Source organism: Paenarthrobacter sp. R1 (genome assembly GCF_030264015.1).
Classification (GTDB): domain Bacteria; phylum Actinomycetota; class Actinomycetes; order Actinomycetales; family Micrococcaceae; genus Arthrobacter; species Arthrobacter ureafaciens.
Genome location: NZ_CP127115.1, coordinates 865,016 through 888,884 on the forward strand (window position 1 = coordinate 865,016; position 23,869 = coordinate 888,884).

The 23,869-nt window shown below is 63.9% G+C and carries 16 protein-coding genes; all 16 read right to left on the bottom strand.

What is annotated here, in order from left to right; genetic code table 11:
• Positions 1-2: 2 nt before the first annotated feature.
• Positions 3-4,280 carry a DUF4011 domain-containing protein gene (locus QN084_RS04175; RefSeq protein ID WP_069695751.1) on the bottom strand — a complete coding sequence of 1,426 codons (4,278 nt, stop codon included), beginning with the start codon at positions 4,278-4,280 and terminating at the stop codon, positions 3-5.
• 153 nt (positions 4,281-4,433) lie between these two features.
• On the bottom strand, positions 4,434-6,023 hold the full coding sequence (guaA, locus tag QN084_RS04180) for a glutamine-hydrolyzing GMP synthase (RefSeq protein ID WP_031216589.1): 1,590 nt from the start codon (positions 6,021-6,023) through the stop codon (positions 4,434-4,436).
• Between the two features lie 123 nt (positions 6,024-6,146).
• Positions 6,147-6,647, bottom strand: a complete 501-nt coding sequence (locus QN084_RS04185; RefSeq protein ID WP_021472488.1) for a DUF3817 domain-containing protein — start codon at positions 6,645-6,647, stop codon at positions 6,147-6,149.
• On the bottom strand, positions 6,644-7,543 hold the full coding sequence (locus QN084_RS04190) for an SURF1 family protein (protein ID WP_031216588.1): 900 nt from the start codon (positions 7,541-7,543) through the stop codon (positions 6,644-6,646). Before QN084_RS04190 ends, QN084_RS04185 begins: the two co-directional genes overlap by 4 nt.
• Before the next feature lie 43 nt (positions 7,544-7,586).
• The gene (locus tag QN084_RS04195; RefSeq protein ID WP_021472486.1) at positions 7,587-8,075 is read right to left on the bottom strand and encodes a PTS sugar transporter subunit IIA; all 489 of its coding nucleotides are present in this window, start codon (positions 8,073-8,075) and stop codon (positions 7,587-7,589) included.
• Between the two features lie 60 nt (positions 8,076-8,135).
• Positions 8,136-9,890: a glycerol-3-phosphate dehydrogenase/oxidase gene (locus QN084_RS04200; protein ID WP_069695752.1), complete on the bottom strand. Its 1,755-nt coding sequence runs from the start codon at positions 9,888-9,890 to the stop codon at positions 8,136-8,138.
• 103 nt (positions 9,891-9,993) lie between these two features.
• Positions 9,994-10,641, bottom strand: coding sequence for a hypothetical protein (locus QN084_RS04205; RefSeq protein ID WP_031216587.1), 648 nt, complete (start codon positions 10,639-10,641; stop codon positions 9,994-9,996).
• A complete protein-coding gene (locus QN084_RS04210) occupies positions 10,638-11,270 on the bottom strand; it encodes a hypothetical protein (protein WP_062097422.1) in 633 nt (210 codons plus the stop codon). The genes QN084_RS04205 and QN084_RS04210 overlap by 4 nt, the downstream gene beginning before the upstream one ends.
• Positions 11,271-11,318: 48 nt before the next feature.
• Complete coding sequence (locus tag QN084_RS04215) at positions 11,319-12,128, bottom strand: hypothetical protein (RefSeq protein ID WP_241650861.1); 810 nt, start codon at positions 12,126-12,128, stop codon at positions 11,319-11,321.
• 212 nt (positions 12,129-12,340) lie between these two features.
• On the bottom strand, positions 12,341-13,477 hold the full coding sequence (locus QN084_RS04220) for a GuaB3 family IMP dehydrogenase-related protein (protein ID WP_021472481.1): 1,137 nt from the start codon (positions 13,475-13,477) through the stop codon (positions 12,341-12,343).
• A gap of 69 nt (positions 13,478-13,546) precedes the next feature.
• The gene (locus tag QN084_RS04225) at positions 13,547-15,406 is read right to left on the bottom strand and encodes an ABC transporter ATP-binding protein (RefSeq protein WP_021472480.1); all 1,860 of its coding nucleotides are present in this window, start codon (positions 15,404-15,406) and stop codon (positions 13,547-13,549) included.
• Positions 15,407-15,584: 178 nt separating this feature from the next.
• Positions 15,585-17,093: an IMP dehydrogenase gene (gene guaB / locus QN084_RS04230; RefSeq protein WP_021472479.1), complete on the bottom strand. Its 1,509-nt coding sequence runs from the start codon at positions 17,091-17,093 to the stop codon at positions 15,585-15,587.
• Between the two features lie 210 nt (positions 17,094-17,303).
• A complete protein-coding gene (locus QN084_RS04235; RefSeq protein ID WP_069695754.1) occupies positions 17,304-19,361 on the bottom strand; it encodes an acyltransferase family protein in 2,058 nt (685 codons plus the stop codon).
• Complete coding sequence (locus QN084_RS04240; RefSeq protein WP_069695755.1) at positions 19,358-21,421, bottom strand: acyltransferase family protein; 2,064 nt, start codon at positions 21,419-21,421, stop codon at positions 19,358-19,360. Before QN084_RS04240 ends, QN084_RS04235 begins: the two co-directional genes overlap by 4 nt.
• Positions 21,422-21,864: 443 nt before the next feature.
• Positions 21,865-23,478 (bottom strand): chaperonin GroEL, encoded by a 1,614-nt coding sequence (gene groL, locus QN084_RS04245; RefSeq protein WP_069695756.1) that lies wholly within the window; start codon positions 23,476-23,478, stop codon positions 21,865-21,867.
• Positions 23,479-23,564: 86 nt separating this feature from the next.
• On the bottom strand, positions 23,565-23,861 hold the full coding sequence (gene groES / locus QN084_RS04250) for a co-chaperone GroES (RefSeq protein ID WP_011775524.1): 297 nt from the start codon (positions 23,859-23,861) through the stop codon (positions 23,565-23,567).
• Positions 23,862-23,869: the final 8 nt, after the last annotated feature.

Genomic DNA, 23,869 nt, shown 5'->3' on the forward strand with positions numbered 1-23,869 from the left:
CGTCAGCCCCAGTGCGGGGGCTTCTGCTCCTTCAGCCACTGGTCATGGTCATAGCCGGGTTCGTCACCCCATCGGCGCGGATCATCTTCGGCCGCCTTATTCGGCAGGACGCCTTCAGCAGCGGGCTTAGCCGCAGCACGCTTTCCCTTGGCGTCCTCGGGTGCCTCACTATCCACTTCCGGTTCTTCCTTTTCCGTGCTTTCCGTCATGCCGGCAGCGTCTGCGTTGCCTTCATCATCGTCCGTTGCCTGGGCCATCCCGTCGGTACTCCCCTTGCTTCCGGACTCGCCGCTTCCGGATTCGTCGCTGCCCTTGGCTTTGGCCACATCCTGGCTCTTAGCGCCGGGTTCAGCCGGGTTCACGGTCGCTTCTTTCCCGTCACCGGTTCCTGCCCCTGACGCAACGCCCACCGGAGCTGCCGGTGATGAGCGAACGTAGGAGGGCTGGAAATCACGCAAGTCCAATTGTTCTACATCCATGTCCAGGAAACCATGGTGGGGCGCAGTCGCCGGCTGAGGAACGTGGTTTTCGAGCCCCAAGTAGGAGCCGATCCGATCGGCACAGGAGGAGGGATCGGTGAAAACCTCGATGGTCCACAAGGACATGTAGCGCCATCCCATCCGCTCAAGCAACTGCGGGCGGAGCCTGCTGCGCTCACGGACGCTCATCCGGCGGTACCGTTCCGTACCATCCGACTCAATGGCCACGGGGGTAGGAATCTCCGCGCCTTCCCTGCCGATGGTGTGCACGGGATCGGCGGCTGCGGCAATATCCAGGACGCCATCGTAGAGATGCCAAACCCGGGCTCCCCTCGCCCGCAATCTCTCACCCAGGTCGGCAACCAGCGGATCTTCACCCAGGGCCTGTTCGCTGGCCACCGCGCGGGAAGCGGGTGTACCCAGATTGCTGTTACCCGAAAGCTCGCGGTCCAGCAGTTCGTAGAAATCAACCGCACCATGCGAAAGCCGGTCCAGGTCCAGGTCCTCCGGGCGGAAGCAGCTCAGGACGTGCATCGAGCGCCTGGCCCGGGTCATGGCCAACGCGAAGCGGTTCCGCCCACCCTCAGTGGACAACGGACCGAAGGAGTGCAGTGCCCGGCCGTGCGGCGTGCGGCCATAGCCGAGCGAGAAGATCACGTGATCCCGCACAAGGCCCTGCGCCCGCTCCAGGTCAACCACCCGGAAGGACTCCGGACCGGCCCCGAAGAAGGTCTGAAGCAGCGGGTGGTTGGGCAACTGCAACCTGATGGCCTCACCGATCCGGGCCGCGTGGCGAAGGCTGGCCGTCACAACAGCCAACGAGGTGCGGGGCCGCAGGCGGGCGTGTTCGAAGACCAGGTCAACTACCCGGTTCACCTCGGCTGCGACGGATTCAACACCCTCATGGTCGGCTCCCGGCAGGCCGGTGCCGTCAGGAATGTACTCCACCACAATGGAGCGGTCCAGGCCCGTTACGGAGCTGCCGTCCGGGAGCCGCCGAAGTCCGCCGTCGTAATAGTTCTTGCTCAGCTGCAGGACCAGGTCCTCGTCCACCGCACGGTAGACCCAGTTCAATTGCCACGTTGGCAGAATCCGTGCCAGTGCCTTGAAGGCGCTGTCCACGGCTTCGTGGCTGGCTACCCCCGCAACCGGAGGTTCCACGGCCACACTGAACGTGCGCGCATTGGCGATCTTCGCGTCACCGAAAGCCACCACCTGACGGGCCCGGGCAATAGCCGGGAGCACCGCTTGGAGGGACGTCGATTCGGCGTCGATGATCACGACGGCATCGAACTTCTGCTCGGCCGGAAGAACCCCGGTGAGAAGGTAGGGGCTGACCGACCAGACCGGGACCAAGCGCGGAACCAGGTCCGGCGCCTGCGCGCTCAGGGCAGGCAAGGTAACCCTGCCGTCCTTGAGCAAATCACGAAGAAGTTCGGCTTGGCGACGATGTTCCACGATCCCCTGGCGCCACTTGGACGCGAGCTGCCACCGCAATCGGGCGGCCCCGCTGGCAATGTGCGCCTGGTCGGCGAGGCGGAACTCGGCTTCCAGCTTGCGCAAGGAGTCGCCGTCGGACATAGCCAGGTAATCGTCCCCGCTGATCATGGCTTCCAGAGCGGACTGCCACCAGGCCAGATCCAGCTCAGCGGCCACGGATTCGGCGGGCACCTCGCGCGCAGCGAGGTCTGCCAGGAGCTCACCCAGGCCGTGCTCGCGCATCTGTTCGATGAGGAGGGTACGTTCGGGCAGTGTCTCCAAGGTGGCGGTATCTGCCACCAAACGCTCCAACCGCTCCATCAGCTCTTCATAGGGCGTCTTGTGCAGGGAGCCGCCATCGGAGGTGTACTTCAACGCCTCCCCCAAACGCTGCAGTTCGCCTTCCAATTCACGGTAAAGCGCGCCCAGATCCGCAAGACCCGACGGTACAGCGGGATGCCTCTGCGTTGTGGCGTAGCCAGCCCACAGCGCACGCTGCTCCTGAACGAGGACCAGCGAGCTGTGCAGATCAGCTATGTGGACGCCGGGACGAACGTATTCCTTGGCCACACGGCGCAGCCTGGAACGTTGCATGGAGGGCATCTCGATGTTGCGTTCCCGCCGCCAGGCCGAGGTGGCCGTGGCCGAGATCAGGTCATGGACCGGACGGTCGAAAATATCCGGGGTGAACTTGTCCAGGCTCTCGCGCACCGCGATCAGCAGTTCCAGCTGCGTGCCCCACTCAGCGAAGGTATCGCCCAGGCGGATCTCTGCGTGGTCCGCCAGTTGCTTCATGCGCTCCCGGAGAACAGGAAGCTTCTCTTCCGCCACTTGGGCCAGCTGCCGGGCCTCTTCGGTTTCCTTGCGGGTGAGGAGCCGGGCCCCGTACCAGGGGCTCGACGTCGATGCCCGGCTGAAGCTGCCAAGTTCCGCGGCGCGGCGCAAACGGCCAGCCAGCTCCTCGCGGTCCTTAATGTTGTCCAGCACGCTGCGCTTGAGTCGAACGGTGGTGGACGGTGCCGGGTGGATGGACGTCAGCTCGGCCAGCGACTGCATGGCCTGGTATGGGGAGCACCCCCACCGTTCACGGACGTTGTGCAGCGAGGCAACATGGTCCACCAGGGCATGCCGGTGGCCGGTCAACGTGGCATGCAGGTTGCCGAGCTGCGGCTCCAGGGCTTTCTCGTTCCGCATGATTGCACGGACCAACTGGCCCTTCAATTGCTGCGGCGTGGTGCCGTTGCCGGGCCGGAAAAGCATGGAATCCAGACCGAGGGACTCCAAATGTGCAGACAGGCCCGCAACACTGGATTGACGTTCGCCAACCACCAGCACGGACTTGCCTTCGCTGACCAGGGCGCCGATCGCGTTGATGGCGGTCTGGGTTTGGCCGCTGCCGGGAGGCGTGCTGACCACCAGGGAGTCACCGGCCCGGACCGCATCCACGACGTACTGCTGGTCGGTATCGGCATCCAACAGCAGAAGCTCATCGGCGGGATCGCGATCATCCAAGCTGGGGAAACGCCCGGCCTTGATGGGCTCCGGTTCAATATCGGCACCATTGGCGACCGCTGCCAGCGCGGCGACGATGGGGTTGTTCATGTTGATCCACGGATCATCGAGATTGCCCGAAAGGTCGGCCAATGTGGTGACCAAGAGGTTGAACTCCACCTCGGCGCCGTGGATGGGCTGTACGAGCGTGGCAAGGCGGTCGAGGACCGGTTGGGGATCCAGCCGCGCGGTGTTGTAGGCCATGCGTGCCACAGCGTTGACGTCGAAGACGATGCCGTGAACATTCTTGAGATGGCGCACCAGGGCCGGATTGATGCGGGCCTGTTCGGTCAACTGCAGTTCGAAGTCGTCCTCGCCCGGACGAACAGTGAGTGCAATGGACGTCAGCATCACGGGAGCCGAAACGCGCTGCGGCTTCCCACCGACGGCCGATGTCCACACCACAGTGCCGGCCGACAGATAGCCTGCCTCAATGCCGCGGTCGTTGCCCAGCTCGAAGATCTTTGAGCGGATGTTCCGGGCGGCACGGGCTGCAACAATGTATTGCTGCCTGTCCCGGATCAGCGTGGACAGGCGCGTTCTGCGCCCCGCCAACAACTGCGCCAGTCCGGATGGATGGGCGTTGCTGAGATCAATGGCGCCTTCGGGCGTCTTGACGAAACGCAGCATCGTGTCCGCACCAGTAACGGGCTTAAGTCCGGACAGCCATTTCCGGAGCTCTTCGGAGCCGTCCTCGTGGCCTTGACTTACTGACACAACTTCTGCCTTCTTTTCTGTACTAGCTTTAGACGCCTTGGACCATACCGGCATACTTTCGAGGGTAGCGGGAATACCCTGCAAGCCCGCTTCACGACACTGGCCGGGGAAAAAATCGACCACAATTCGTGGGTGCCGCCACATTCGGGCCGGCCCCTGGATAACGCAATGGCCGGCCTCCGAAAAGGAGACCGGCCATTTACGATGCTATTCCCACTCGATGGTTCCCGGCGGCTTGCTGGTCACGTCCAGCACTACGCGGTTGACGCCATCCACCTCGTTGGTGATGCGGTTGGAGATACGTGCCAGAAGGTCATACGGCAAGCGCGACCAGTCTGCCGTCATGGCGTCCTCGGAGGACACCGGGCGCAGGACAATGGGGTGGCCGTAGGTCCGGCCGTCGCCCTGCACGCCAACGCTGCGGACGTCTGCGAGCAGCACCACCGGCATCTGCCAAACGTCGTTGTCCAGGCCGGCAGCGGTCAGCTCGGCGCGGGCAATGGCGTCGGCCTTGCGGAGGAGGTCAAGCCGTTCCTTGTTGACTTCGCCGACGATCCGGATCCCCAGGCCGGGGCCGGGGAACGGCTGGCGGCCAACGATTTCCTGGGGCAGGCCGAGCTGTGCGCCAACGGCGCGTACCTCGTCCTTGAAGAGGGCGCGCAGCGGCTCAACGAGCTCGAACTGCAGGTCCTCCGGGAGCCCGCCAACGTTGTGGTGGCTCTTGATGTTGGCTGCGCCCTCACCACCGCCGGATTCGACGACGTCCGGGTACAGGGTGCCCTGCACGAGGAACTTGATCTTCTCACCCTCGGCCGCGGCCTGGGCAATGATGGCCCGTTCCGCTTCTTCGAAGGCCCGGATGAACTCACGGCCGATGATCTTGCGCTTGGTCTCCGGATCACTGACCCCGGCCAGTGCGTTGAGGAAACGCTCTTGTTCGTTGGCAACGTAGAGGTTGACGCCCGTGGCTGCAACGAAGTCGCGCTCCACCTGCTCGGCTTCACCTTCACGCAGCAGACCGTGGTCAACGAAGACACAGGTCAGCTGGTCCCCCACGGCACGCTGGACCAAGGCTGCGGCCACAGCGGAATCGACGCCGCCGGAAAGGCCGCAAATGACCTTCGAGTCCCCGATCTGCTGGCGGATGCGTTCCACCTGCTCTTCGAGGATGTTGCCGGTGGTCCAGTTGGGCGTCAGGCCCGCACCCTTGAAGAGGAAGTTCTCCAGGACGTGCTGCCCCAGGACGGAGTGCTTGACCTCGGGGTGCCACTGCACGCCGTAAAGGCGCTTCTGGTCATTGGCAAACGCTGCAACGGGGGCGCCCTCAGTGGTTGCGAGGACCTCGAAGCCTTCCGGGGCCTCGTGGACGGAGTCACCGTGGCTCATCCAGGTGTTCTGGGTGGCGGGAACGCCGTCAAGGATGGAGCGGGCATCGCCCACCAGCAGCGCTTCGGTTGCGCCGTACTCCCGCAGGCCCGTGCGGGCTACCTTTCCGCCCAGTGCGTTCGCCATGGCCTGGAAGCCGTAGCAGATGCCAAAAACCGGAACGCCGGCGTCGAAGAGGTCAGCGTCAACCTTGGGGGCACCATCCGCGTACACGCTGGACGGTCCGCCGGAGAGGATGATGGCTGCCGGGTTCTTGGCCAGAAGCTGCTCGGTGGTGAAGGTGTGCGGAACAATTTCCGAATACACATTTGCTTCGCGGACGCGGCGGGCAATCAGCTGCGCGTACTGGGCACCGTAGTCAACAACCAGCACCGGCTTCTGGGAAGTCTGGGGGGCGGTGGGAGTAGTCACCAAACAAGACTACTTTGCCCGGCCGCCCCGGCGCACGCCGGGGAACGCCCCCGACGGTCAAATAGAGCCTAAAACGGGCCCACCGTAAGCGATCTCACACCACCCGGCGGACGGACGACGTTTTCAGTACCGCTTTGACGCTTTCGGGTTGGCCGCAAGTTCCGCCTCGACCTGCGCGTGGAACTTCTTCTCCACAATGAAGGACAGGAGCGGGACCACGCCGCCCAGCGCCAACAGGATCAGCTTGGAGAACGGCCATCGCATGAGCGACCACAGCCGGAAGTTGGAAACCAGGTACACCACGTACATCCAGCCGTGGACGATCAGCACCGTGGTGGAAATGTTGAATCCGCCGATGACGCCCTTCGGTTCAGACTGGGCGAATCCGAAACCGAACGGCTGGCCGGTCACGGCGTTTGTCCCGCCGGCGAACAGCGAGACACCGAAGGCGTAGCGGGCCACCAGCTCTGCGCACAGCAGGAGAAGCATGGCACCGGTGAGGTAAGCCATCACTTTGTAGAACTTCAGGGCCGAACGGATCTGCGCTTCGGTTCCGCCGAACCGCCGCTTCTTGGGCTTGGGTCCGGACTGTTCGGGCTGGATGGCCGGTTTGGGTTCAATCATGGCTGTACCTTATGTTCTGGTTCAGAGTGCTGGGATTCCTGGACGGCCGGTTCGTCGCTGTGGTGCGCTTCGCCGCTGTGGTGAGGGCCGCCGTCGTCGAAGTCGTCGTCAAAGTCGCCACCGTCGAACTCGTCGCCCTCGAGGTCCCGACGGTAGTCATCGGCGACCATGCGCCACCAGATGTACAGGGCGAAGCCTGCGAACACCACCCACTCAACCGAGTAGAACAAGTTCAACCAGTTGATCTGCGTGGCAGGCGGCTGGGCCGGGATGTTCAGGGCCTTCACGGCCTCGTTCGCCGGAACCGGGCCCGTAGGCGTCGATTCAGCGGTGGCTGCGACGAATCCGGGGTAGCTGGAAACGTCCCATTTGTTGATGAGCTCCGCGACGGAAACCGCCGATGCCCGGCCTGGACCGGCGTCGACATTGGGCAGTGGTGCTTCAGAGGCCAGCAGGCGGCCGGTCAACGTCAGGGGGCCCGACGGCGGCGGTCCGGCTTGGTCGGGTTCGGCCACCCAACCGCGTGCGACAGGTATCCAGGTTTGGGGTGAGGCCGCTGCTCCGCTGAGCTTGGGAGCGTTATCCACGGCGAAGGCCGTAACGATCCAGTAGCCCTTGCGGTTGTCGTACAGCCTGCCTTCGACGAGCACCTGCTTGCCCGGATCATAGCTGCCGCTGGCTGTGACCATCTGGTCTTCCACCGAACCGGGGAAGAACTGCCCCGGCTTCAGGACGTCCACCAGGGGTTTGACTTCCTCGATGGAGGACGGTGTGGCCGGTTCGTGCTGTGCTGAACGGCTGAGCTGCCACTGGCTGAGCAGCACAAAAACCCCGGAGAGCAGGAGCGCAAAGACCAATCCTGCGATCCAGCGGGGTTTCAACGCAGTTTTCAACACCCCTTAACCGTACTTCGTCCGGCTGTAGAACAACGAAACGGGGTCAGTGGTCGAAGAACACCAGGGAGGAGTTGATGAGCTCTGCGATGACTTCGGTGTCGTGGGCCCGGCGCAAGGATTCCCGGAATGACTCCTTGGACAGTGACCTCGCCAACGTGGCAAGGACTTCCAAATGGTCGGAGAAGGAACTTGCAGGGGTGGCGATCAGGAGGATGACGGTGGCGGGACCGTCGGTGGCACCGAAGTCCAGGGCGTGCCCGAACTTGGTGACGCCAACGGCGATGGAGATCCGGTCCACGAACTCGCTGCGCGCATGCGGAAGTCCGATCCCGCCGGGAAGGCCGGTGGCCAGCTGGTGTTCACGCGACTGAACCTGCTTCAGGAACCCGTCAAGGTCCGTAATCCTGCCTGCTTCGTAAAGCTTTCCGGCCAACTGTGCCGCAGCGTCATTCTTGTCCTCGGCAACGAGTTCAAGAATGACGGTCTGCGGCGTTGTGAGTTCCGCGTCATACCGGTCAAGTGGTTCTGCCAAGTCCTGTTCCCTCCAGATGCGGCCTCCCGGCCGGAGTCCCCCGGCGGAGCCAAGCGAATGTCAGCGAAGGGGAATGATGTCATCGACTCCCATGCGGGCCGCATCCGCTGACTCGTCGTCCGGCTGCTCCTGGCTGAGCCTTTCGGCTTCAACCCTTGCCAAGTAATGCTTGATTTCGCTTTCGCGCTGGGTGTCGCTCCAGCCGAGGATTTCTCCCATCAGCTTAGCGACTACCGGAACGGCGGACACACCCCGGTCCCAGGCTTCGATGGATATCCGGGTCCGGCGCGTCAGGACATCGTGTACATGCCGGGCGCCTTCGTGGGTGGTTGCGTAGACCACTTCGGCTGCCAGGTAATCGTCCGCGCCGGGCAGCGGCTCCGCCAATTCCGGTTGCCGCGCAATGAGATCCAGTATCTCGGCTGTCATGGAGCCGTAACGGTTCAGCAGGTGCTCCACCCGTGCCACGTGGACTCCGGCTTCCTCCGCTGAACGTGCGCGCCGGTTCCACGCTGCCTTGAAGCCTTCGGCTCCGAGCAGCGGAATGGTATCCGTGCAACTCGGCGGGACGCGCTCGTCCATGGCCCGGGTGGCCTCGTCCACGGCGTCCTTGGCCATGACCCGGTACGTGGTGTACTTACCGCCGGCAACCACCACGAGCCCTGGAACCGGATGCGCCACGACGTGCTCCCGCGACAACTTTGCCGTCGAGTCGTTGTCCCCTGCGAGGAGCGGCCGGAGCCCGGCATAGACGCCCTCCACATCCTCACGGGTCAACGGGCGTTTCAGGACACGGTTGACGTGCTCCAGGACGTAATCGATGTCCTTGCTGGAAGCTGCGGGGTGCGCTTTATCCAGCGTCCAGTCGGTGTCAGTGGTGCCGATGATCCAGTGGCGACCCCAGGGGATAACGAAAAGGACCGACTTTTCCGTGCGCAGGATGAGACCCACGGTTGATTGGAAACGGTCGCGGGGAACCACCAGGTGGATCCCCTTGGATGCCCGGACCTTGAGCTGGCCGCGATCGGTGACCATGGCCTGGGTCTCGTCCGTCCAGACGCCCGTGGCATTGACCACTTGCTTGGCCCGGACTTCGAAAACCTCGCCGTCCTCCTGGTTCTCAAGCTTGGCGCCGACCACGCGCTCACCCTCGCGGAGGAAGTCCACCACGCGTAGCCGGTTGGCAGCATGGGCTCCGTAGTGCGCGGCGGTCCGGACGACGTTGACCACCAATCGCGCGTCATCCACCTGCGCGTCGTAGTAGCGGATGGATCCCACGAACGCGTCGTCCTTGAGGCTGGGAGCTGCACGAAGAGTGCCGCGCTTGGTGAGGTGCCGGTGCATCGGCACGCCACGGCTGTGGCCGGAGGTGAGGCCCAGGGTGTCATAGAGCATGATGCCGGCGCCGACGTAGGGCCGCTCGACGAAGCGCCGCGTCAGCGGGTACAGGAACGGCACGGGGCGGACCAAGTGCGGTGCAATGGTCTGGATCAGGAGCCCGCGTTCCTGGAGCGCTTCCTGCACTAAGGCGAAATCCAGCATCTCAAGGTACCGCAAGCCGCCGTGGATGAGTTTGGAGGATCGCGACGACGTGCCCGATGACCAGTCGCGCGCCTCGACGATGCCCACCGTCAAGCCACGGGTCACTGCATCAAGCGCGGCGCCGGCGCCCACGACGCCTCCGCCGACAATCAGGATGTCCAGTTCCTTGCCTGCCTCAGCAGTGGCCTTCAACGCTTCAATGGATGCGGCACGGGACTCGGGGCTTAGGGCTCCCGCAGAATTCACCTGCGAACCGCCTGCGATATTGCTCATCGGACTCCTCCTCAAACGCAACAGCTGGTAGTCCACTACCCTACTGGTTGGCCGCCGCCCGCGGCAGTGCCGGTTTCCCGGAGATCCTTGGGCGCGCCGGTCCCTACAGCGGGCCGAATGCCCTGCCGCCCTGGGTGTCCTGCCACGTGAGGGCCATTTCTTCCAGGTATCGGCGCAGTTGCAGATCGGCGTCGATGCGCCTGCGGAAGTGCTCGCGTGCGTGTTCGGAGAAGAAGGCAGGGACCGCGAACAGGCTCACAACGACCACCAGCATCAACGCGTAGGCCGCCACGAACGCGAGGACTTGGAGTGGTCCTCCTTGAAGCAACGGGGCCACAACCGGGAACAGCCCGATGCCAAACACCACGGCCAGGAAGGCGGCCAGCCCGAGCCCGGAGGAAAATTTTCCGGGCGCCCTGGACTGCATCACGGCTTTGATACGGGGCACGCCGCGCAGCTTTTGCAACGCAAGCACGGCACCGCCGAGGAGGCCGAGCCCGGCCACAGCGAACAGGACTATCCCGACGGCCGGGCCACCGAGGATCAGGATGAGCAGTGCTGCCGCCAGCAGCGCGGCCCCGCTTCCGCCACAAGCGACGGCGAGGCCACGCCACTGGCCTTGGTTCCAGGCCATGTTTCGCAATACCGACTGCGTGCCTTCCGGGGTGGCCCGGGCGACATCACGGGACAGCCAGTAATCCAGGGGGTATTGCCTGGAATGGTGCCCTGGAGAGTGGAACTGTTGACTCATGCGAAGGTCAGCGCGGCCTCGAAGGAAGCGAGGGCCTCCGTTGCGGGCACCGGACGGGTAGGCGGATTGTCGCCGTCGCCCTCAGCAAGTGTCCAACTGCCGTCTTCACCGGCCTTGAGGTTGGCGACCAAAGGCTCACCCCCGGCCCGGTGGTGCTTGATCATCGCGGCTGCGGGTAGTCCGTCAGGGCCGTCCACCAAGTATTGCTTGGCGATCGCAACACCCAGTGACAGCATCCCTGAGCGCGAATCAACCGGCTGGATCTCATGAACCCCGTAACGGCTGAGGTTCAGCAGGACGGCGCCTTGCTCAGAACCCGCAATGAACAGCACATGGTCGCTGGTGGGCGTCACCAAAGCCATCTCCAGCCACTCGTCTGCGGTAGAGACCACGGCAGCCACAATGGCTCCCTTGTCCACGGGAACGATGTCCTCGCCGGCAACCTCCGCCAGGCCACGCACAAGGAGGGTGGTGATTCCCGCCTGCTCCAGCACGTCCTGGTGGTTCACGCCTGCAAGGCGGAACAGCTCCCGGGATCTTTCCGCGGCGGGCGTGGGGTTCATGGCAAGCAACGCCAGGAGTTCGTGATCGGTCAGTCGCAGTGTGTCCACGTTTGCTGTCTGTGTCATGCCATCCTCATGTTGTTCGTCTGTACAACGCTATCCCAGGACTGCCGGTCAACCACCGAGCCAGCCCCACACCTTCTTGGCTCCGTCCGCAATGGCTTGGGCTCCGTCCTCTACTGCGCCGGCCACGGCTTTGGCCCCGTCCACCACCATTTCCGAGGTGGATCCATAGCCGAGCCCCTTGGCGAGGAACCCCATTCCCGCCCAGGCCAGGCTTGCCCCGGCAAAGAAGGGACCCACCACGGGCACGAAGCTGCCGGCGGCCAGGACCGTGGTGATGCCACCATCGGCCATGGCATATCCATCGCCGCGCATGTACCCGTCGGCGAACTGGGCAACGCCGCCTACAACGCTCAGGACACCGGCGGCGCGGCCCACCATGGACAGGCCATTGAGCAGCTGGGTGCCCCTCACATAGCCCACGCCCGGCATCTGCCCGTACTGTGCACCGAGGACGCTCCACGGCATCCGGGACAGGAGGCCGCCTTGGGCCATCCTGTTCAGGAGGACATCAGCAATGAAGCCGCTGCCGGAAGCCGCAAAGTTCAAGGACTGGTAGACAGTGTTGCCGTTGGCATCCACCACGGGGGTGAAGGGCGTGGAAGGCTGAGCCGGCGTCGGGCCCTGGCCGGGCGACGTTCCGGAGCCTGTCTGGCTGGCCTGCTCCTGTTCATCCGCCTGGACCAGGAGGGCCTTTGCCTGGATTCGCAGGGACTCGCTGGCCTTGTGCAGCATGGGCCGCATCTTGCTTGACCAGTCAGCCCGGAACCGATCGCCGTCCGCGCCCTTCCAGGCGGCCGAAGCCACAATCCCGTTGATGTTGAGCTCGAGGTTGGCCAGCGTGTTCCCCGATGTTCCCATCACCTTTGACAGAGACCTCAGTTGTGTAATGTCTGCCCCGTAGATTCCCGGCGCCATACTTCCCCCGATTCATGACAGCAATAGTTCTTCGGCTGCCAGACTACGTGCGGGGGCAACACAACGCGATGGGGAGAACTTCCCCGGGCAACGAAAAAAGCCCCTGCAGGTCCCCGTAAAGACCGGGACCAGCAGGGGCGTTTCACGTCAGGAAATCAGTTGCCTTCGTAGGGCGAAACCACAACATCCACGCGCTGGAACTCCTTCAAGTCCGAGTAGCCCGTGGTGGCCATGGACCGGCGGAGTGCTCCGATGAGGTTGGACGTGCCGTTGGTGTGGTGACCCGGTCCGAACAGGACTTCCTCCAGCGGACCGACGGTTCCCACGTTGACGCGATCCCCACGCGGTGATTCAAGGTGGTGTGCTTCCGGACCCCAGTGCCAGCCGCGGCCGGGGGCCTCTTCGGCACGTGCCAGCGCGCTGCCGAGCATCACGGCGTCGGCGCCCATGGCGATCGCCTTGACGATGTCCCCGGAGCTGCCCATGCCGCCGTCGGCGATGACGTGGACGTACCGTCCGCCGGATTCGTCCATGTAGTCCCGCCGGGCGGCAGCAACATCGGAGATGGCTGAGGCCATGGGCGAGTGGATACCAAGCGCACGCCGGGTGGTGGTCGTCGCACCGCCGCCAAAACCGACCAGGACGCCGGCAGCGCCCGTGCGCATAAGGTGCAGCGCCGGGGTGTAGCCGGCCGCGCCGCCCACGATCACGGGAACGTCGAGCTCGTAAATGAACTGCTTGAGGTTCAGGGGCTCGTGGTTCTTGGAGACATGCTCAGCCGAGACTGTGGTGCCGCGGATGACGAAGATGTCGACGCCGGCAGCCACCACGGTCTTGTAGTGCTCCTGGGTGCGCTGCGGCGTGAGTGAACCAGCAACCGTTACTCCCGCTGCGCGGATCTCGGCGAGCCTGGAGCTGATGAGTTCGGGCTGCACGGGAGCCTGGTAGAGGTCCTGCATGCGCCGCGTGACAGCGGGGCTGCTGGTTTCGTCGGCCAAGCCGGCAATTTCGTCGAGGACCTTTTGCGGGTCCTCGTAACGGGTCCACAAGCCTTCAAGGTCAAGGACGCCAAGGCCACCCAGCCGGCCAAGGGCAATGGCCGTTTCAGGGGACATGACGGAGTCCATGGGAGCGGCAATCACCGGCATGTCGAACTTGTAGGCGTCAATCTGCCAGGAGACCGAGACGTCCTTCGGGTCACGCGTCCGTCGGTTCGGAACGATCGCGATGTCATCCAGGGAGTAGGCTCGACGCCCACGCTTGCCACGGCCAATCTCAATCTCATAAGTCACGGCTACAACTCTACTGGACCCCTCCGGCAACCAGGCACCGCCCGGCACGCCGCGCGGTTTTCCACCGCTCTAAGCCTCTGGAGCCGCCCGACTGGTCTCATCCACTGACAGCTGGGACTCGAACATCCGGAAGTACCGGCCACGCAGCGCAACAAGTTCCTTATGCGTTCCCTGCTCCGCGATCCGGCCGTCCTCGAGCATGTAGACGACGTCAGCCTTCTCGATGGTGGCCAGGCGGTGGCTGATGGCGATGATGGTACTGCTGCGGTCGGCGAAAAGCCGCGAGAAGATGCGGTGCTCGGCCAGGGCATCGATGGCCGAGGTGGGCTCGTCCATCACCATGAAGGATGCGTCGCGGTAGAAGTTGCGTGCCATGGCGAGGCGCTGCCATTGGCCACCCGACAGCCCGCTCCCCTTGCGTCCGCGCGGATCCTCCATCCAGTTGCTGACGTGGTTGTCCAAGCCGTTGGGAAGCTTGTTGATGAAGTCCATGGCCTCAGCATCAGATGCCGCGCGCCTGATCCGCTGATCGTCCCGGGGTTGCTGGACGTCCCCCAGGTAGATGTTGTCAGCGGCCGTGGCGAACTCGTATTTGAGGAACTCCTGGCTCAACACGGCCAGATGGCGGTGCCAACTGGTCACGTCAACGGTGGCGAGGTCGACGCCGTCGAGCAGTACCTGGCCTGAGTCCGGCCGGTACAGCCCGGCCAGGATCCGGATCAGCGTGGACTTTCCAGCACCGTTCTCCCCCACGATCGCGATGTGTTGCCCGGCTTTGATGGTGAGCGAGATGCCCTTGATGACTTCAATATCGCTGCCGGTGTAGCTGAAGCGGATGTCCTTCATTTCCACGGTTTGCGGGGATTTCAGGAGCGGCGGTTCGTGGCCGGTGGGCACCGGCAGCGTCATGAAGAGCTCGTAGTCCTTGAGGTTGGCGAGGTCTTCGTCGATGGAGCTGAGCGAGGACACCAGGTTGTTGGCCGTGGACAGGGCCCGGCTCACGATCTGCTGAACGTAGAGGAACTGGCCCACGGGCTGCGCCCTGGCAATGATCTGCCCGACCACCCAGATGAGCGAGACCACCTCGGCGCCGTACTGGAGTGCGTCGGCCGCCAATTGCTTGGGGATGTAGCGCTTCTGGAAATCGAGGCGCCGGCGCTCGTCCGCGTCTCGCAACCTCGACCGGAGGCCCATAAGGTACCCCACGATCCCGTAGAGGCGCATCTCGGCAATGTGTTGCGGCCTCAGGAGGTTCTGTTCGATCATGCGGCGCTGCCGCCGGGAGTCGACCTGCGTGTTCCAGTGGGCGATCTGTTCACGCGAAAGTTTGAACTGCAGATAGACACTGGGCACGATCGCCACCAGGACGATCACCGCAATCCACCAGCTCACCAGGAACAAGGCTCCGACGGCGAGGATAACGGAAACCAATTGCGTGAAGATCGCGGCAATGCGGTCAAGGACGCGGGCATAGGAGTCGGAGAACCGCTTGGCACGATCGTAGAGGTCTACCGTTTCCTTGTCGTCGTAACGCCAGAATTCCAAGGCAAGGAAGCGCTCATACATCATGTCGCCGACGATTGCGCCTACCCGGAAACTCATGAGCTGCTGGATGTAGCGGTCAACGCTGCTGAAGCCGCCCCAGAACAGTCCCAACGCCGCCGTGATGACGACGTACAGGATGGCGCGCGGACCGGCGTCGGGGTCTCCTGCGTAGCCGGCCGCCAGCGCCGTTGTGGTCAACGCAGCGAAGTATGTTGTCACCAGCGGCAGCGTGGCTGAAATCAGCGAGCCGGCCACCTTCATGATGACGGCGGCGGGCGAGGCCTTGAAGCTGACCTTCAGGACCTGCCCGACGGCGCGTGCATACGGCCGGAGTGCCAGCTTCCGGGGCGGCGCCTTGGTCACCCGGACGGACTCCGGATGCATAGGCCGGTCGCGGCCCGGGCCACCTGGGTTTTCTGACATACGCCCAGCCTATTCCTCCCCTCTGACACCAAGGCACCAGCCGCGAAGGGACCGCGGTTGCCCGCGGAACATGCCCGGACGCAAAGACTCCCCGTGGAACACCACGGGGAGTCTTCGATCGCGTCAATCCTGCAGGGAATCAGCGGGAGTAGTTCGGCGCTTCCACCGTCATCTGGATGTCGTGCGGGTGCGATTCCTTCAGGCCTGCAGCGGTGATGCGGACAAACTTGCCGCGCGCCTTCAGCTCCGGGATGGTGGGTGCGCCCGTGTAGAACATGGTCTGGCGCAGGCCGCCGACCAACTGGTACGCCACCGAAGCCAGGGGCCCACGGTAGGCAACGCGGCCTTCGATGCCTTCCGGGATGAGCTTGTCGTCACCGGAAACGTCGGCCTGGAAGTAACGGTCCTTGGAGTAGGACGTGTTCTTGCCGCGGGACTGCATGGCCCCCAGGGAGCCCATGCCGCGGTAGCTTTTGAACTGCTTGCCGTTGACGAAAATGAGATCGCCAGGAGACTCTTCACAACCGGCCAGCAGGGAACCGAGCATCACGGTGTCGGCGCCGGCAACCAGCGCCTTGCCGATGTCGCCGGAGTACTGGAGGCCGCCGTCGGCGATCAGCGGAACGCCAGCCGGAATCGCGGCCTTCGCGGATTCGTAGATGGCAGAGATCTGCGGAACGCCAACACCGGCCACCACGCGGGTGGTGCAGATGGAACCGGGACCGACACCCACCTTGATGCCGTCGGCACCGGCGTCGATCAGAGCCTGGGCTCCCTCACGGGTGGCTGCCTGGCCGCCAATGATGTCAACGTGCGCGGCAACGGGATCGGACTTGAGCCGGGCAATCATGTCCAGCACGCCCTGGGAGTGGCCGTTCGCGGTGTCCACGAACAACGCATCCACGCCGGCGTCGATGAGCTTCATGGCGCGCTCCCAGCCGTCACCGAAGAAGCCGATGGCCGCACCGACACGCAGGCGGCCCTCATCGTCCTTGGTGGCCAGCGGGTACTGCTCGGCCTTGGTGAAGTCCTTGGTGGTGATGAGGCCCTTCAACCGGCCCTGGTCATCCACGAGCGGCAGCTTTTCAATCTTGTTGGTGGCCAGCTTGTGCGAAGCTTCCTCGCGGCTGATCCCGACGTGGCCGGTGACCAGCGGCATCTTGGTCATGACGTCGCTGACGCTGCGCAGCGGGAAATCCGATTCGGGAACGAAGCGGGTGTCGCGGTTGGTCACGATGCCCAGGAGACGGCCGTCGGTGTCCACCACGGGAAGGCCGGAGACGCGGTAACGGGCGCACAGCTCATCAAGTTCCAGCAGCGTTGCCTCGGGGCCGATGGTCACGGGGTTGGTGATCATGCCGGATTCGCTGCGCTTCACGCGGTCCACATGCTCTGCCTGGTCATCGATGGACAGGTTGCGGTGGACAACACCGAGGCCGCCCTGGCGCGCCATGGCGATGGCCATGCGGGACTCGGTCACGGTGTCCATGGCTGCCGAGAGCAAGGGCGTCTGGACCGTGATGCGCTTGGAGATGCGCGAGGACGTGTCGGCCTCGGACGGGATGACGTTCGTGTGGCCGGGCAGCAGCAGGACGTCGTCGTAGGTGAGGCCTACGAAGCCAAAGGGATCGTGTTCGGGCTGGGTCATGAGTGCGCCTCTTACCTGGGTTTGGGGACTGGAAGTGGTAGGGGTTGCAACTGATGACCAGCCCGTCATTACGGGACTGGCCTGTGCAGAAGTGTTGGATAAATACTAGAACCTCCGCGGCGATCGCCATATTCCGCGGCAGCTGAGTGTGAGCAACGGCACTGGCGGCAGGCCGCCGTCGTGCATTTCAACCGCGGAGGGCACCCATGGCTACCGGGAAGTAGCCCAACCCGTCGCGGCCAGCAGCCTTTCTTCGAACATGGGAATCATGCTCTGCACATAGGTTTTGGTGAGGTGGTTGTCGTCCTTGTAGACGTACACATTGCCCACCACGGCCGGACACGTACCCTGCGCGCAAATGAAATCGCTCATGTCCACCAGGTACAGCCCGTCCACCTTGCCCGCGTAGTCGTCCAATGGCGAGGACGCCGCCAACGAGTGCTCCAATGGCGCGTTGCAGTCGGGGGAATCCGGCCCCTTCTTCTGGACACACTCCGGCATGTTGATGCTGAAGCGCGGATTGTCCCGAACACCCACGACGTCGATTCCGGCATCGGTAAAGGGCTTGATGCCTTCCAGGTAGCCCGGGACCTCTGTTTCAAACGGTTCAGTGACGTGGGTCAGGGATGCCACCGTGAACACGGCATCAGGCTTGTGTTCCAGGACGTAGTCCGCGCTGGCTTTGTTGAACGCATTGCAGTCGTCCGGCCGTTCTGTGGATTCCGCGCCGAACCGGCAATTGCCTTTCAGGAGCGTCACGACTTCCCAGCCATGCGCTTTGGCGATCGGGCCCAGTGCCGCCATGTACTGCTGCGCGTGCGAGTCACCCAGGACCACGATCTTTTTGGTGGTGACTTCCGGCGGATCGTTCTGGAGGCAGCCCTCCAGCAGAGGATCCGACGGGACGTTATCGCCGGTGCAGAGGCCGTCGATGTCCGCCCACTCATCCTTCATGGCGGCCGGCGCCGGGATGATCTTCGCTTCGGGAGTCGGCTGCCCGGCTTTGTCCGGTGCCAGCGCAGCGGCACCCGGGGTCAGCTCCATGGGCTGGTCGGCGATCGCCGCCCCCTCAGCCGAGATGGCACCCTGCCAGGCGGTGACAGGAAGCGCGAGCAGGGCACCGCAGGAAGCAATCACGACGGCGGCACGCCAGGAACGCACGTTGGGCCACTCCCAGCGGCGCATGGGACGTTCCACGAACCGGGTGGTGGCCACCGCCAGGATCATGGAAACGGCCATGATGGCCAGTCCTTGCAGCAGGTTGGGCGTGGCGGTTTCCGTCACCAGGAGGAAGAACACCAGGACCGGCCAGTGCCACAGGTACAAGGCGTAGGAGTTGTCCCCCACCATGACCAGCGGGCGGGAGGCAAGGAAGCGGTCGGCTCCGATCCTGCTTCCGCTTTGCCCTGCCACGATCACTGCGGCCGCGGCCAGGGTGGGCCACAGGGCAACAAAGCCGGGGAACGAACGGTCAACCGTGAGCACCAGTCCGCAGGAGAGCATGGCAGCCAGGCCGCCCCAGCCGAGGACCACGCGGAGCTTGCGACCCGGTTTCAGGTACGGCAACGCCAGAGCGAGCAAGGATCCCAGCGCGAATTCCCACAGCCGGGTGCGGGTGTCGAAGTAGGCGTAGCTTTGGTTGTTGGCCGTCTGGTCGATGGAGTACACCAGCGACGCCACGAAGACGGCCCCGAACGCCATCAGGAGCAGAGACCGGTGGCCCACTGCCTTCCTGCCGGGCAAAACCTTGGCAAGGAAGGGCTGCAGCAGGGCCACGGCGGCGAAGATCAACGGCCACAGGATGAAGACCTGCCCTTGGATGGACAAAGACCAGAAATGCTGGAGGGGGCTGGCGCCTGAATGGTTCTGCGCATAGTAGTCCACCGCGGAATCAGCCAGTTGCCAGTTCTGCCGGTACAGCAAAGAGGCCCAGGCCTCCGCCAGAACGTCCGGCCAGCGGCTCTGCGGAACAAACGCCCACGTGGCAGTGAGGACTCCCAGCAGCACAACGACGACGGCGGGCAGCAAGCGCTTGAACACGTGCAGCCAGTGCTGCAGCAGGCGCAGGGGCCTGCCACCTTCAAGTTTCCTGGTGAAGGACAGCGTCAGCAGGAATGCCGAGATGAGCAGGAATACGTCCACCCCGCCCGACACCCGGCCGAGCCAGATGTGGTACGTGGCGACCATCAACACGGCCAGGGCCCGCAGGCCCTGGACCTCCGGGCGGAAGGTGCACTCCGCCGTCGTGCTTATTGTCTGTTCCGTCATTGCGCCCATCCAGTCGCGGCAAACCACCTCTCGGAGAACATATCGCCCATGCTCTTGACGTAAGTCCGGGACAAGTGGTTGTCGTCAAGGTAGACGAACACGTTGCCGATGACGCTGGGGCATGTGGTGCCGTCACACAGGAAATCGGTCATGTCCAGGAACGCGGCGTTACCGAAGGTCCCCTGTACTTGGGCGAACGGACTGGTTGGTGCAAGGACATCGGGCTGGTCCGACTTGCACTCGGCGCTGTCCACGCCCTTGGCGAGGGCGCACTCGGTCACGTTGTAGTCGTACCGGGGGTTGTCGCGGACGGCCACCACCTGGATGCCGAGGTCGTTGAGGTTGGTGACGGTCTGGTCGAAACCATAAACAAGCTTTTCATCCGGGGACGACGGGGACGCCATGGTGCCCACCATGAACACCGCGTCCGGAGTCTGGGACGCCACGTAGCGGAATGCCGCAGAGTTGAACTCGTTGCACTGGTCCTCCGCGTCCGGGTTTTCCGGCATGAAATGGCAGCCGCCCAGGAGGAGTGCCGTCACCTTCCAGCGATGCGCTTCAGCCATGGGGCCAAGCGCCGCAAGCCATTGCTGCGAATGGGAATCCCCCAGCACCACAATGTTCTTCACGGCGTCATCGCCAACATCGTTTTGCTGGCAGTTCTCCGCGAGGAGCTTGTCCTCGGGTTTGTCGGCGCCCTCGCACGTGCCGTTCAGGCGGGCCCAATCCTCCGGCAACTGCTCGGCCGTGGGCAGGGTCCTGGCTCCGTCGCTCACCAGATCGACGTAATCCGGAAGCAACGCGTGAGCGCCGGGATTGTCATTGAAGGCCTGGGTTTCAGCGGCTTTTTGGTCAAGGTACTGCTTGTACTGGAAGCCCACCATCGGAGCGCTGGCAACTGCCAGGCACACAGCGATGGAGATGGCAGCGCGGCGCCGCCTCACCTCCGGCCACTTCCATTCGCGGAACGGCTTCTCCACGTACTTGGTGGTAAGGAATGCCAGGCCCAAAGCAAGGGCAATGATCGCCGAGCCGGACAACCAACCGGCGTGGTCCTTGCCGCTCCACGCCAGGTAGATCACCAGGATGGGCCAATGCCACAGATACAGCCCGTAGGAATTGTCCCCCAGGCGGACGAGGAACTTTGAGCTCAGGATGCGGTCCACGCCGAGGCGGCTGCCCGTTTGGCCTGCCGCGATGACGGCAACGGCGGCAAGGGTTGGCCACAGTGCGACGAAGCCCGGGAATGCCGTCTGCACCTGCAGGAGGATGCCGCAACTGAGCATGGCGGCGACCCCCACCCAACCCATCACCACACGGACGGGTTTGGAGAAGTCCAGGGCAGGCAGGATCAAGGCAACCAAGGTTCCCAAGGCAAATTCCCATAGCCGGGCGAACGTATCGAAGTAGGCCACTGCCTGGTTGTTCGCGGTGAAGATGATGGAGTACGTCAGCGAAGCGATGAAGATCAGCGCGAACACGTAGGCCAACGACGCCCGGTAACGGAGCTGGAACTTCCGGCACACCACTGCCACAGCGGCGAAAATGGCCGGCCACAGGATGAAAACCTGCCCTTGGATGGACAGCGACCAGAAGTGCTGGAGCGGACTGGCGAGGCTGTGGTCTGTTGCGTAGTAATTGACCGCCAGCGTCTGGAGCAGCCAGTTCTCAAAATAGAACAACGACGCCCAGCCTTGGTTCACCACTTCCACCCACCGCGTGGGCGGCAGGAACACAAAGGTGGCGGCCAAGGTGCCAAGCAGAACGACGACGACGGCCGGCAGCAGGCGCCGGAACAGGTGCAGCCAGTGCCTGACCAAGTCCATGGGACGGCGCTGCTTGTAGCGCCCGGTGAACTGGAGCGTCATGAGGAACGCCGAGATCAGCAGGAAAACATCCACACCGCCGGAGACGCGGCCGATCCAGATGTGGTAGCTGACCACCATGAGGACCGCGAGCGAACGGAGACCCTGTATTTCCGGGCGGAACTTTGACTTGGCAACGGGTCCATGAGCCCGCCTGTCGGGACGGGCGGGCTGTTGGATCGTTGATGCAGACACGTTAGGCGATTCCTCAGGGGCTATTTTGCAAAGGTTCCATCATATGCGGTTTGGAGCATGCGACCCAGTCAAGTGGCTTGCCCGGAGGCGCCGGGGAACGCCAATCAGCGCACCTTGCACTAAGGATCGGGACCGTGCCGGGGCTGCGCCCGGAGGACCAACACTGCTGTGACGAGGCAAAACGATAATAAGGATACTTAGTCAAGATTACCGACCGCAATGTGACGCATTCCACGCAAAGAATCAGCCGGTTGCCGGGCTTCCGCACCAATGACGTCGGCCGGGACCGGGAGGTGATAGGGGGACGCCCGAAAGCGGGCGGGAGGTGATAGGGGGACGCCCGAAAGCGGGCGGGAGGTGATAGAGGGACGGTTTGCAGCCGCGGCGAGGCAGCAAAAAGCCCCGGCCACTGGGCGTGACCGGGGCTCTTTGGGGCAGGCAGCCTAGTGCTGGTGGCCTGCGTGTGCGTCTTCTTCCTCGGCCGGCTTCTCGGCAACCAGGGTCTCGGTGGTGAGAACCAGGGCAGCGATCGAAGCGGCGTTGCGGAGGGCAGAGCGGGTGACCTTGACGGGGTCGATGATGCCGGCAGCCGTCAGGTCCTCGTACTCGCCGGACTTGGCGTTGAAGCCGTGGTTCGCCTCGAGCTCGGAAACCTTGGCAACCACAACGTAGCCGTCAAAGCCTGCGTTCTGGGCAATCCAGCGCAGCGGCTGGGTCAGTGCACGGCGGACGATGCCAACCGCAGCGGCGGCGTCGCCTTCGAGTGCCTTGACGGCCGGGTCCTCGTCCACGGCCTTGAGGGCGTGGATGAGGGCCGAGCCACCGCCGGAAACGATGCCTTCTTCAAGGGCGGCACGCGTAGAGGAAACAGCGTCCTCGATGCGGTGCTTCTTTTCCTTGAGCTCGACTTCGGTAGCAGCGCCAACCTTGATGACGCCGATGCCGCCGGCCAGCTTGGCCAGGCGTTCCTGCAGCTTCTCGCGGTCCCAGTCGGAGTCGGTGCGGGCGAGCTCAGCACGGAGCTGGGCAACGCGGTCCGCAACGTCCTGCTCGGTTCCGGCGCCGTCAACGATGGTGGTGTGGTCCTTGGTGACGGTGATACGGCGGGCCGTACCCAGCACCTCCAGGCCAACGGTGTCCAGGCTCAGGCCCAGGTCCGGGGAAACAACCTGCGCACCGGTGAGGGTGGCGATGTCCTGCAGCATGGCCTTGCGGCGGTCGCCGAAGCCGGGAGCCTTGACGGCAACAACGTTGAGCGTGCCGCGGATGCGGTTGACGATCAGCGTGGACAGGGCTTCGCCCTCGATGTCCTCGGCGATGATGAAGAGCGGCTTGGAGGCCTGCAGCGCCTTCTCCAGCAGCGGCAGGAATTCCTGCAGCGAGGAGATCTTGCCCTGGTTGATCAGGATCAGGGCGTCTTCGAGGACGGCTTCCTGGCGTTCTGCGTCGGTGACGAAGTACGGGGAAAGGTAGCCCTTGTCGAACTGCATGCCTTCGGTGAGGACGAGTTCGGTCTGGGTGGTGGAAGACTCTTCGATGGTGATGACACCATCCTTGCCCACCTTGCCGAAGGCCTCCGCCAGCAGTTCGCCAACCTCTTCGCTCTGCGCGGAGATGGCAGCGACGTTGGCAACCTGGGTGCCTTCGACTTCGCGGGCGTTCTCCAGCAGGCGGGCGGCAACGGCCTCGACGGAAACCTCGATGCCGCGCTTGATTTCGCCCGGTGCGGCGCCGGCTGCAACGTTGCGCAGGCCTTCCTTGACCAGGGCCTGTGCAAGCACGGTGGCGGTGGTGGTACCGTCACCGGCAACATCGTTGGTCTTGGTGGCGACTTCCTTGGCAAGCTGTGCGCCAAGGTTCTCGTAGGGGTCGTCCAGCTCAACTTCGCGGGCGATCGTCACGCCGTCGTTGGTGATCGTGGGGGCGCCCCACTTCTTGTCCAGGACGACGTTGCGGCCGCGGGGACCAAGCGTCACCTTGACGGTGTTGGCGAGCTTGTCGATACCGGCCTCGAGGGACCGGCGGGCAGCGTCGTTAAACGCAAGCTGCTTTGCCATGGTTGTGTCCTTTCAGAACGGAAAACCCGCACCGCAGGCGGCTGGAAGATATTCCAAGCGGGCCTGCAGCGCGGGATTCCAGGAAGTTACTTTACGACGATCGCGAGGACGTCGCGGGCGGACAGAACGAGGTACTCGTTGCCACCGGTCTTGACTTCGGTTCCACCGTACTTGGAGTAGATAACGACGTCGCCAACAGCTACGTCAACCGGCACGCGGTTGCCGTTGTCATCGAAGCGGCCGGGGCCGATTGCAACAACTTCGCCTTCCTGCGGCTTCTCCTGTGCGGAGTCCGGAATGACCAGGCCGGAAGCCGTGGTCTGCTCTGCTTCGAGCGGGCGAACAACAATACGATCCTCAAGAGGCTTAATCGAGACCGACACTCGGATCT

Coding starts and splice junctions, on each gene's coding strand:
- QN084_RS04225 (WP_021472480.1), bottom strand. CDS start 15,406: ATGCATCCGGAGTCCGTCCGGGTGACCAAGGCGCCGCCCCGGAAGCTG.
- QN084_RS04210 (WP_062097422.1), bottom strand. CDS start 11,270: ATGACACAGACAGCAAACGTGGACACACTGCGACTGACCGATCACGAA.
- groL (WP_069695756.1), bottom strand. CDS start 23,478: ATGGCAAAGCAGCTTGCGTTTAACGACGCTGCCCGCCGGTCCCTCGAG.
- QN084_RS04175 (WP_069695751.1), bottom strand. CDS start 4,280: ATGCCGGTATGGTCCAAGGCGTCTAAAGCTAGTACAGAAAAGAAGGCA.
- QN084_RS04235 (WP_069695754.1), bottom strand. CDS start 19,361: ATGACGGAACAGACAATAAGCACGACGGCGGAGTGCACCTTCCGCCCG.
- QN084_RS04200 (WP_069695752.1), bottom strand. CDS start 9,890: ATGAGCAATATCGCAGGCGGTTCGCAGGTGAATTCTGCGGGAGCCCTA.
- QN084_RS04205 (WP_031216587.1), bottom strand. CDS start 10,641: ATGAGTCAACAGTTCCACTCTCCAGGGCACCATTCCAGGCAATACCCC.
- QN084_RS04185 (WP_021472488.1), bottom strand. CDS start 6,647: ATGATTGAACCCAAACCGGCCATCCAGCCCGAACAGTCCGGACCCAAG.
- QN084_RS04215 (WP_241650861.1), bottom strand. CDS start 12,128: ATGGGAACATCGGGGAACACGCTGGCCAACCTCGAGCTCAACATCAAC.
- guaB (WP_021472479.1), bottom strand. CDS start 17,093: ATGACCCAGCCCGAACACGATCCCTTTGGCTTCGTAGGCCTCACCTAC.